At 41.1% G+C, this 13,074-nt stretch carries 1 protein-coding gene; it reads left to right on the top strand.

Going from position 1 to position 13,074, the window contains the following annotated elements; all coding sequences use genetic code 11:
• Positions 1-63 precede the first annotated feature (63 nt).
• Positions 64-13,038, top strand: coding sequence for a YadA-like family protein (locus IX83_RS05845; RefSeq protein ID WP_038500219.1), 12,975 nt, complete (start codon positions 64-66; stop codon positions 13,036-13,038).
• Positions 13,039-13,074: the final 36 nt, after the last annotated feature.

The following is a 13,074-nucleotide window of genomic DNA, read 5'->3' as shown; positions in this document are numbered from 1 at the left end:
ACTATAGGTTGTAAAAAGAACTGATTGTGAGTTTACCTGATAAAGTTGTGGTTAAAAAGAGAAATGAATAAGATTTATAAAACAAAGTATTCTAAAGAAAAGAAGGGCGTTGTTGTCGTATCTGAACTAGTAAAAGGTAAAGGAAAAATAACATCGAAAGGCAAAGGCTTTTTTGAGTGGGTGTTTTTTGCTTTTTCATTACTAACATTGTGTGTTAATAATGCCTATGCTGCAGATATCGAGTTATATGCAGGGAATCTACACGCAGCGGGGCAAAATAATTGCATGACTGTATCCAGTAATGTATCGAAACGCGCTATCTTTTTGAATCCACAAAGTACCAATTGGGTAGCAGCTCCTTGTAATGTTGATACTTATGGGATTGCTATTGGTAATGGAGCAATAGCTACGAGTACTCCTGATAGAGAAACAATAGGTACTGCAACGGGTGCGATTGCAATGGGGTATAAGGCGGTAACTGATACGGTAGATAGTATTGTTATTGGGCGAAATGCCACCATTAGTACTGCTGGTGGTCAGGGTGCAGTTGTGGTTGGTGCTCAAGCAAGCAGTAAGGGTAGTCAAGCGGTTGTTTTGGGAATGAGCTCTGGTGCAACAGATCAATCTGTCGCGGTTGGTGCTGAGGTTTACGCTTCGGGTAACTCTTCGATTGTGATTGGTAGTGATGATTTGGTTTCAAATGACTATGCTGATTATTTGCAAGACACGTTGATTACCGCCTTGAAATCTAAGGTTAGTAACTATATTAGTTCAGCAAAGTATGATTCGAGTTATATGGGGACAAGTAGTGATGGTACAGATCGTCGAAGATGGTCTCCTGCAGTAGCTGGTGGTACTGGATCGATTGCGATCGGTGGACGTGCTATTGCTTTAGGGAATGTATCAACGGCAGTAGGTCCATTAGCAATGACATTTGCTGAGGGTGGTACGGCTTTGGGCTTGCGTTCTTTTGTGGAGGCATCTGCAACAGGTGGTACGGCAGTTGGTAATGAGGCACGTGTATTTGCTGCCAATGCAGTAGCAATCGGTAACTATACTGAGGCTACTAGTTTGGGTACGGTTGCCTATGGTTATAATGCTAAAGCGGTTGCTGAGAATTCGGTAGCGATGGGTACGAATGTCTATGCAGGTGCTACATTTAATACTACAACGAAAGCTGATGGTACAGATGCAAATTCTATTCAGTTATCAAAAGCCTATACAGCGTCGACGAATGTGGTGGTGGAGGACTTATTTGGTGCAAAATCTAATTTATTAGATGAAATTGGTGCCAAAGCTGAATCTATTAAAGCAACTGATTTTAAAAAACAGCCAAATGTTTATTTAACAATTGGTAACATATCTGTTCAGAAGAGTATGTCGCAAGCAGGAGCTAAGAATGCTATTGCCATTGGTAGTAGTACTTTTGCAATTAAGCAGAACTCATTAGCAATTGGTTATGCTGTATTGGCTGATGCGGATAATTCTTTTGCTTTAAGTCCTTACTCTTATGTGAAAGCGGGTGCCAATAATGGTATGGCAATGGGTGTAGCTTCCTATGTGAGCGGTGTTAGTGGAATGGCGGTGGGATCGGGTACCAGATCTACAGCAACAAATTCATTGGCTTTTGGTTATTCATCTGAAGCGACTGCTGAACGTGCGATGGCTGTGGGTATTAACTCGGGGGCAGGATCTGTTGCATCATTGGCGATAGGTAAAGACTCTTCAATTGCTTCAAATGCCCAGCAGTCAACAGCTATTGGTAAAAATGCATCTGCAAGCCTTATTAATTCGGTCGCCTTGGGAACAGACTCGACAACAACTTATTTTTATAATGGATCTGATGTTCGTAAGCCACAAACAAGTGGAACGAGTGCTTTGACATTAAAGCCATATATTGCAGATGGTTCACATTATTTTATTAATACTTCAAATGCGGCGGGTGTGATTTCAGTCGGCGGTTGGGCTACGGGTAATGAAAGTAATGATAGCACTTCATCAGTAGGTTTACGTCGTATTGTGAATGTGGCGCCGGGTGCCTTGGATACAGATATTGCGACAGTTGGTCAATTGCGTTCCTTGGAATTTACTATCCGTGAAGCCAATATGGTGTACTATGTCGAAGAAAATGGTCAAAAGATTAAGGTGACCTACGACAACCAAATGAAGAAGTTTTACTCTGTTGATACCCAAAGTGGTATCCCTAATACTTCTGCAAAAGCTTATGATCCATCCAGTGTTAAGATTGGTATAAAGAATTACTTTGGTTCTGATGCTTATCAAGATGAGGCTATTACAGCGAACCAAACAGTCAGAACGCTGGGCGACAGTATGGTGTTGGGTAGTGTTAAAGCAGGTGAGGTATCATTAAATTCTCAAGAAGCGATCAATGGCTCACAGTTGAAGGCACTTTTGTCATCAATAAATGGTTTGACCTTGGATGGTGAAGCTAAGCGATTACAACCATTATCTACTCTGCCAGCTTTAAATCAAGCTGATGGAAGTACCCAAACATACACAGGAATTGGTATAGCGGTACAAGCTGCACTGGCGCAGATGAATAAAGGTATTACTTACCGAGATAATCATTCCAACCAATATGTCCAATACCTTGGCGGTAAATTATCTGTTGTGGCAGGTGATGTGGATGATTATAAAGGTAAGAATCTATCGTCGAAATTGGTGCGTGATAATTCAACAGGGTCTAGTACGATTACCTTGTCTGTGTCTCAGACTCCATCGTTCTCAAGTTTAACAGTGGGTAATGATGCTCGTCAGACGGTGTTGACTGTCTCTGATAGTGATAAGACGATCAGTTTGGGAAATCGTAATTTAAGTGGTTTGAAGCGTGATGAAAGCACGGCGAATGCTTTGTTGACGTTAGCGACTTTAAATGACTATAGTAAGATTTTAAAGATTGCAGATGATGGTATATCCTCATCCAAGACAGAAAGTGATATTGATCTATCCAATCAATCTTTATCTGTGTTGGGTGATGGGGCGACGTTGACCACAGAAGCTAAAGATAATCGTATTAATATTAGTTTGACAGATACGTATTTAAATAAAGTAGGTAAACTTGATAAGTATAATAATCTGAATTGGTTAACGAAAGACATAGACAATATTAGTGATACCGGTAAGAGTAAGATTGCTGATATTGCAAAAGAAAATTTATCGTGGACGATTGGGTCAGATAGTCAACAAACTAATGCAGGTTTGACGTTGAAGTCAGGTCAGCGTTTAGTATTTAAAGCGGGTAATGAAGATACGCATATTAATGTTGTTCCGGGAACGAACGCGAACAATACTAAGGTACAGATTTCTTCTTCGGTGACTCCTAATCATTTTATTAGTATCAATTATACGGATCCTAATTTAGTTAATGCCGATAATTCTGGAGCTAAGGCTGATCAGTCAGTTGCTATGGGTGTGGGGGCGTCCGTAGATAGTAATGCTACCTCGAGTATTGCTTTGGGTTCAAACTCAACGGTGACACGTGCTAATGTTTTATCTATTGGTTCTGATAGCTTGCAACGTCGCATTACTAATTTGGCTGATGGAACGCAAGATACCGATGCGGTAAATTTAAGACAGTTAAGATTTGTTGCCCAAAATTTAGCTTCTGTGTTGGGTGGCGGAGCGATCGCAAACGCAGATGGCAGTATCGCAACAGGTGATGGTAAGACTCCAATTAACTTGGCGGAAACGATTCGTACATTGAATGATCGCGCCAATAAAGCTATTACTGTCTCAAAAGGTGATCATGTTGATAGTGTTACTTATGATGTGGCTATCTATACGATTACCGGTAAAAATTGGTCATCTGAGATTCAATCTCTTGTTGATAGCGTGAATAATAACAAGAGTACAGTTACCTTGTCTTATACTTCGTCGAGCGTGACACCATCTAAACAAACTACTTTAACGGAAGGTTTGAATTTCGTTGATGGTACGAATATCAATGCCAGTGTAGCATCTGATGGTGTGATGAAGTTAGGTCTAAATTCAGATTTGAAAAATATCAAGCAGATTACAGGCCTAGAAGCCAGAGATAGTAGTGCAAGTGATTTTGCAAAAGGTGATAATGCGAATCGTCTAGCGACTGAGCAAGCTGTTCAGACTGTTTATAACAAGATCAGAGCTGGTTGGAATATGACGGTTAATGATCAGAATGAGAAAGTAGCTTCGGATACAACCGTGATCATTTCAGGTCAGAACGGTATCGAATCAAATGTCCTTTTTGATCATAATCAGCCAACGGTAAAATTCAATATTACTTCAGCAGGTTTAAGTCATACAGGCACTCAGACCACTGCCCAAAATGGGGCAGGCTACGTGACGGCTAAGGATCTTCAGGATACGATTGAACAGGTAAAAACTCAGGCGGGCGAACAGATAACAAATGATTTGTCAGATCAATTAGCACATTATGCCAAAACTGATGCCAGTAATATTGATACAAATATAACAAATTGGCGTAGTGCCTTGGGTCCTGTTAGTTTTGCGGGTGATAGCGGTCAGACTACAGATGTGAACTTAGGCGGTACCTTAACGGTCAAAGGTGGAGCGAATAAGTTAACGGAAGGGAATATTGGTGTCTTGGCTGATGCTGCTAATAATACGTTGAATATTGCGTTAGCACGTTCATTGAGCGGGTTAAATTCAGTTGAAGTAGGAGAATTACAGCTGGGGGGGGGTACTGATGGCACACTGACGCTATCAGAAGCATCAGATGGTGGTTTAAATCTTAGTCGTCAGGTTCGTATCACAAACATAAGTAAAGGTACGGAGATAGCGGATGTAGCTACTCTTGAAAATTTAACAGACACGCAAGGTACGATTAAAAATTTATTAGCTAGCGATATTACGGTTGGAACAGACGGTTCTTATACGAAGAATCAAGTGGCGGGTACATCCGCTAATACGATTTCAGGGGCGTTGTCAGAGGTTAAATCGCTTGCCGAAAATAAAACTGTAGTTAAGGGTGATGGTCGTTATATTCAAGCATCGGTCTCTACTGATGATGAGGGGGATACGGTTTATACCTTGAATGACAATACGGATTGGACTTCTCGTATTGCGGATACACTTAAGGCAGAAAAGGCGACTTTTGGCTCACGGCAGATTGCCTATGGAATAGAGGGCCAAACCGATGAACAGAAGTTGAAGACAGCTTTAACTAAAGGGTTTACTTTTAAAGGCGATAATTTAACGGCTAGTACAGATGAAAATGGTAAGGTGAATTACCAGTTAAATAGTCAATTAACAGGGTTGGATAGTATTACCTTGACTGATGAACGTAATCCTTCTAGTGAGGGGTATGGTGTAGGTGATCATGCGAATCAGGCGGCAACACAAGCTGCGGTCAAATCGGTGTATGAACAGGCCACTGCTTCATGGAATATCCAAGGAACACAGGGTAATGCACAGACAGCGCAACAAGTTGGCTTAGGTAAACAAGTGACTTTGGATAATGGCTTGGGGACGACTTCTGCCCGTGTCAGCACAGATAATGATGTGTTGGCTTATCAATTCAATGTCAATACCACGAGTTTATCTTATGATGAACAGAATAAATCAGTGGTAGCAGGTGATACATCAACGAGCAAACCTAGTTTTGCTACAGCTTCAGAAGTGGCTGCCGCTATTTCACAGGCAGTAAGCAATGCTAATTCAAATAATGATTCTAATGTTGCTCAAGCTACTTTGTCTTATATTGGTAGTACGAATAAAGAGACCAAGCAGATTAATATCAAAACAGAAAAACTGAAAATTTTAGGTGGGGATAATATTGTTACCAAAGTTGATGAAAACGGTAAGGTTGTCGTATCGTTGTCATCAAGTACTCAAGACAAACTTAATCATATACCGACGGATAGTAATGCTGAGTTGAACCAAAAAGCTGATGCAAATGCAAGTAATATCGATGTTTCAGCATGGCAAACACAGTTGGGTGCTTTGTCTTTCAAAGGAGATCTAGGCAATGGTGTTGATCGTCGTTTGGGAGAGAATCCACTTCCAATTAAAGGGGGTGCTAGCAATACGGTAGAGGGCTTAATCTCTGTTCAGGCAGATGGACAAGAGTTAACACTGAAATTAGCGAAACAGTTAGACGGTCTTAATCACGTACAGACTGAAAAACTGAAGATCGCTAAGGATGATGGTGAGATTATTTTATCTGCTTCCGATAAAACGCATTTGAATTTATCAGCAAATGGCGGCAACGTGACCGTGACTCATCTCAAAGCAGGAACCAATGCAAACAGTGGTTTGGTTTATGGACAGTTGACGGCTTTAGCTAATTCTGTCGTAAGTGCAATCGGAACGCCACCTGCCACTATAGGTGACGCTTCACATCAAGTTGCTATCAACAAAGGGTCAACAGCTGATCCACAAAGTATTTCGTCTTTGATTGAACAGACGAAGACACAGTCTGATCAGAAAATCGTTGTAAAACAGGCGAATGAGTCTTATGGCTTAACAGTAACCTCGAAAGAATCGACTGATGAACAAGATGTGAAGACAACTACTTATACTGTAACGGGTAAAGATTGGACACAAGCGATTCAGGACAAAAAGACACAGACGCAGAGTGAGATCTTGGCTGAAAATGCTTTGAAATATCAAGCTAATGGTACGAGCAAGAAAACGTCACTTCAATCAGGTTTGAATTTTGTTAATGGAGCGAATACTGAGGCTTCTTGGAATGATAATGGTATCACTTACTCTGTTGAAGGTGATTTGACGGGCATTGAGAGTATTACTTTAACGCAATCTAGAGATCCGTCAACTCAAGCAGACTATGGTCAAGGTGAGAATGCAGGTAATGCGGCTACTCAGGCAGCTGTTCAACAGGTTTATGCCAAAGTCTTAGAGGGTTGGAATATTGCCGGTGAGAATGGTAGCACGACGCCGAGTAAATTGGCTACTGGATCGACAGTACGTTTTGTCAATGGTAGTGGTGCAACAGTATCTGTAGCGAAAACAGCGAATCAAGCTGATCAAGTGGATGTCGCTTATCATCTTCAAACCAAGGGATTGAGCGTAACGGATGGCGGTAGTGTTACGGTGAGCGATACCTACAGTCAGACGGCCCCAGGTTATGCGACTGCGGATAGTGTGGCTAAGGCTGTTTCTGATGCGGTTCGTTATATTCTGGATGAAACGGGCATGGATATTGACAGTTTCAACCTACGTTATAAAGCTGATTCCGATGAAACTGCCAAAACTGTCAAAATTGCTACCGGCGTTTTTGGCGTAGTTAGTGCCGACAATTCAGGGTTGAGTACGACAGCTGATGATAAGGGACAGATTACTCTTACATTGGATGAAACCTTACAGAATAAGATAGATCATTTACCTGAAGATTTAACGACTACAATTAGTCAGAAAACAACGGTAATACCGAGTGTAGAAGCGATCGATGTGGATAGTTGGCGTCAACAACTTGGTAAGATGACTGTCGCAGGGGATGCTGGTAACAGTGAGCATCTGTTGGGATCCTCGCTCAGTATTACTGGGGGTGCTTCATCGGATTTATTGGAAAACAGTATTGCAGTCAGCCAATCGTCAACAGATACCTTGAACGTTAAATTGGCAAAAAATCTAAATGGTTTAACGTCGGTTGAGAGCGAACAGTTAAGTATCAACGGTATAACGATTCAACAAGACAATGATGCTGTGAAATTGTCGGGACAGAATGATGCGCCTGTTTCGGTTACCAATATTAAAGCTGAAGCGGATAATGACGCGGCGACGGTAGCTAATCTTAAAACTGTCAAAGACACGATTAAGGCTTCTTTGGGTAGTGAAGTTAGTGAGGATCCTGCTACGGGTCAATTAACTTTATCGAATGGTTATGGTGTGAATGGGGCAACGAGTATTGCTGATGCTTTAGGTAAAGCAAAAACGGAGGCGGATAAGAAAACGGTCGTTAAAGCAGGTAAAGACGTCACGGTGGCATATGATTCGAAGACGGATACTTATACCGTATCGTCTAAAGATTGGAGTGCTACTATTAATCAGGCGGTTACAGACCTGAATAACCAGTATGATAAAACAGAGCTTTCATATCGTAAAGATGGTGAAACGGATATTAAAAAAGTTGACTTAGGTACAGGCTTGACCTTTGTTTCCGGTGCTAATTTAATAGCGAGCAGTCAGACGGGTGGACAGGTTAATTATGCATTGACATCAGAATTAACTGGAATTGAAAAAGTTTCTGGGTTAACAGCACGTAAGGCTTCTGATGCTGATAGCTATGGTACCGGAGATCATATATCTCGTGGTGCGACTGAAGCGGCTGTCAAAGAAGTTTATGATCTGGCTAATAATGCTTGGAATATTGCTGCGAATGATGAATTGGGTACAAAACTTGCACCGGCTAAAACAGTTAGTTTTGTGGATGCAAATGGTACAAAAGCCACAGTGAATGTCGTGGATTCCAATGCGACAGTAAAAATTGATATTAATACAGGAACTTTGACTCATACGACTGACAATAAGCTAGCAGTGGCTTCAGGTGATGAACGCAACTATGTAACGAGTGATAATTTGGCTAAGGTGTTAAATACTGCTGTGAAGAACCTTTCTAATGAAGCTACGATTAGTGATTTAGAAACGACATTAGCTAAAGTAGATGCGAGTAATTTGAATTCGGATACACAGAAAACAGCGTGGCGTGAGAAGTTGGGTAATCTGAGTTATCAAGGTGATCATGATATTACCACGATTACCCGTATGATGGGAGAAACCTTAAATCTAAAAGGTGGAGCTACTGAGTTAACGGATGGAAATATCGGTATCATCTATGATGAGGCTTCTAAGACCTTTAAAGTCCAATTGGCCAAAACACTAAAAGACTTGGCAAGTGTGGCTACGGGTACGCTAAAAGTTGGCAATGATGATAATATTTTGAATATTGCGATGGATGATGAGTTGGGGTCATTGAATTTGACTTCAAATGGTGGGTCTTCTGTAAAAATAGAAAATATTGCTGACGGTACACAATCATCTGATTTGATTACCATGAGACAGTTGAGTGAGCTGAAAACGAAGATCGGGGGCGCTACACCACAGTCATCTCAAGATAGCCCAGCTGGTAAGGATGGTTTGGATGGTAAGAGTGCGGCTGATCAGTTATTGGCTTTACGTAATGGTTTGGCAGGTAATTTGGTCTATGTGGATGAAGAGGGCAATCGTTTAACGTTGGTAAATGGTGTGTATTACCGTAGTTCCGAAGTTACTGTCGATGAAAAAGGTCAGACAATGGTCTCAGGAGCTGCTGTGTCATCAGATTCAGTAAGATTGGCGGCTGTGAATGCTTTAGGATCAACCCAAGCGCCTATTTCACTGAATAATATTGCTAGTGGTTTAGATATTACGGATAAGACGGCGTTGAGCGTTAATGAGGCGAAGTCGAAACTGAAAGCTTTGAATGCAGAAGGTCTAGATGTATCGCAAGCGGCAACAGTGGGTGATTTGCAAGTATTGGCTCAAGCAGGTTTAGATTTTAAAGCGAATACAGGTGATACAATTCATCGTCCTCTAGGAACGTCATTAACGATAAAAGGCGACAGTACGATAACCGATACCAGTGCTTTTGATGCTTCCTATTTAGAGGTAAACGGTCATCCTGACAATGGTTTAATAGTGAAGTTGTCGAACGCTTTAACGGGTTTAACATCGGTAACAACGAAGACATTGAATTTAGGTCAACATAATCCTATCGCATTCAATAAAAAAGCGGGTGAAAATAGCTTGGTTTTAGGTGCTGAGAATGAACCAGTTCGCGTTACGAATGTTCAAGCTGGTACTGCTGATGCGGATGCAGTGACCAAAGCACAGTTAGATCAGTTGAAGAATAAGATTGGTGATGTGTCATCCGCCACGATAGACAATGCTTCTGCTTTGGCTCAAGATGGTCTAAATGGCAAGTCTTTGAATGATCAGATTTTGGCATTAAGACAGGGTAGCGCCGGTACGGTGATTTATACCACAACAACCGGTGAACGCTTAGTGCGTGTGGGGTCGTCATTCTATTTGACACGTGATATCGATGAAAAAGGTCAACCCAAATCAGGGGTGAATGCCGTATCAGATGATCAGGTTATCTTGTCGTTGGTGAATGCTAATGGTGGTACAACGGATCCGATTGTGTTACGTCATGTTGCTAGTGCCTTGGGCTTGGATTCTGTTGATCAGATTTCACAAAATGCCCAAACACAAGTGGCTAATTTATTGAAACAGTCAGGACATGGTTTGACACAAGCAGTCACAGTGGCAGATTTACGTGCAGTGGTGGAAACAGGTGTCACTTTTGCAGGTAATCAAGGAACACTGAAACGTGGATTAGCTCAAACGCTCACCCTTCAAGGTGAGGAGGCGGGTAGTGATTTTAGCTCTGCTGCCGATAATATTGCAGTGGTAGCGGACAATGATAACTTGACGTTGAAACTCGCTGCGAATTTGATTGGGTTGAAACAAGTTCAAACGAAGACCTTAAAGATCGGCGATAGTACGACTTATATCAAGTTGTCTGCTGATGATGGTGTATTGAACGTATCGGATGCAAACGATAAACCGGTTCAGTTAAAGAATATTGCGGAAAGTGATGATCCAACGGCATTGGCTACTCGTAAGCAGTTGAATCGAATTACTGAAATTATTGGTAGTCCAAGTCAGGTAGGTAAATCAGATCCAACTTCTCCTGCTGGTAAAGATGGTTTAGATGGTAAGAGTGCAACGGATCAATTATTGGCTTTACGTGAAGGTTTAGCCGGAAATATAGTCTATACGACTGCTTCTGGACAACGTTTGATGATGATTGATGGCGAATATTATTTGGCTTATGAAGGCGATGCTCGATATGCGGATAATTTATTAGTCCAGAAAGAGGGTAAATGGTATAAAGCCTCAGATTTAAACGCAGATGGTAGTTTGAAAACAGCTGCCACAGAAGTGATACCGACCAAAGTAGATTCATCATCAGTTGTGTTGTCAGCAGTGAATGCTAATGGCGATGCAGGTAATCAGGTCATTACTTTATCAAATGTGGCTAGTGCGATAGGGGGTGAACCATCATCAACTGCTGTAGATCGTGTTCAGAATTTATTGAGTATTTCAGGTGCTAAGCTGAATCATGCCGCAAATGTTGCAGACTTACAGACCGTCGCTCAAGCAGGCATGGATTTTGTGGGAAATGATGATCAAAGCGTTCATGTGAATCTAGGTGAGTCATTGACACTAAAAGGTCAAGGTAATCGAACAACATTAAGCAATAATGACACAGCTTCAGGTAATATCTGGGTGAGTGCCGATACCTCTGCATTGTTAATACGTTTGGCTAAAGATTTGCAAAATTTAAAATCTGCACAGTTTGTTGATACAACATCAAATGATACACCAACTACCACAGTCAGTGCAGATGGTATCTCCATCACAAAAGACACTACTACCGTGAGTTTGAAATCGTCAGGATTTGATGCAGGTAATCAAGCAATTACCAATGTAAAAGCACCTGAAAAGGATAACGACGCTTCAACTAAATCTTATGTTGAACAAAAAGTGGGTAATGTCAATACATCACTGACTAATCTGAAAGGTAAGATGGACAATAGTGATACAACTTTGTCGAATTTAAGTACAGAGGTGGAAAAAGGCTGGAAACTCAGTATCGATAATCATGGCGAAACCAGTTCAACGGAAATCAAAAAAGATTCATCTACCTTAACATTGAATGCGGGTAATCATACACAGTTAACGCATACTAATGGTGCTATTACGATTGCAACAGATGTTGATGGTATAACTCAGGATTTGATGACTGATGCTTTACCAATGATTTACCAAGATGGCAGTGGTAAACAGGTTTTTAAAGTCATGAAGAACGGTAAAGAGGTTTTTAATACAAAAGCAGATGGTACAGGAAAAGAAGTTTCACCTGAGGTGGTGAGTGTTGCACTTAAAGATCCTTCTGCTACCGGTAAGGCGCTGAATTTGACTCAGGTTGCGAGTGGTTTAGGGTTGAATCAAACGACTCCTATTGCTGTTGAAGAGGCTCAGGAAGTGGTTTTAGGAAAAACAGTACTTCAAAGTGATGGTACTCAGAAAACGGAAGGGGGCTTGATGAATGCTCGCGGATCACAGTTAAAACAAGTGGTAAATGTAGCGGATGTGCAGGCAGTGGCACAAGCTGGGTTAACTTTTGCGGCTAATTCAGGTAATTTCTCTCATAAAGCATTAGGTGGACAGATTAAACTTAAAGGTAAACAACATGTTGATTTATCAAAATATAATACTGCTAATGTTATTACAACTGTCGATCAAGATGGCAATATTGTTATCAAGTTGGCTAAGAGTCAATCTAGCATCAACATGCGAGCAAAAGACACTTTAGTCGTGGGACGTAATGATGAGGTTACAGGTTCTACAAAAGGTACCGTGATGGTCAAACATGATGAGTCAACTGGAAAAGGTACAATTTATATTAAAGGGGCTGATGGCCAAGATGGTAAAGATGCTATTCGTATAGAGGGTGATTCATTAGGTAACGGTATGATTACGTTGAATGGTGAAGATGTAAAAACTCAAATTAATAATCAAGCTGTTGTTATTACTCCTTCTTCAGCGGATCCAACAAAAGAAGTTTTTTTAAGTAATCGTGGGTTAAATAATGGTGGTAACCGTATTACAAACGTATCACCAGGTATTGATGATACGGATGCTTTGACATTGGGACAGTTGTTGACATCTAGTCAGCCTTTACAAAAGAAAATTTCTGATATTAGAAAATCAAATATTTCTGGTCTTTCGGCAGCCACTGCATTTGCCTCATTGAATAAAGAAGTAAAAGCAGGAGAAAATTTGTTTTCAGTTGGTATATCGAATTATCGTGGGCAGACAGCAATGGCAATTGGTGTGACGAGTGTTAGTGATGATGGTAAACGTGGATTTAGAGTGATGGGGTCAAGTAATTCCAGTAGCGGAGATCGAGTGGGTGCGGTCAGTGCTTTTTATACCATTTATAGAAACTAAGGGGATGCCCATAAGATATATGGGTAGTTTAACTCG

The sequence above is a fragment of the Basilea psittacipulmonis DSM 24701 genome, from assembly GCF_000743945.1.
Classification (GTDB): Bacteria; Pseudomonadota; Gammaproteobacteria; order Burkholderiales; family Burkholderiaceae_B; genus Basilea; species Basilea psittacipulmonis.
This window is presented reverse-complemented; position numbering and strand designations above follow the sequence as displayed.

What these genes read in the sequence shown, in the direction of transcription:
- IX83_RS05845 (WP_038500219.1), top strand. Translation starts at nt 64, where the DNA reads ATGAATAAGATTTATAAAACAAAGTATTCTAAAGAAAAGAAGGGCGTT.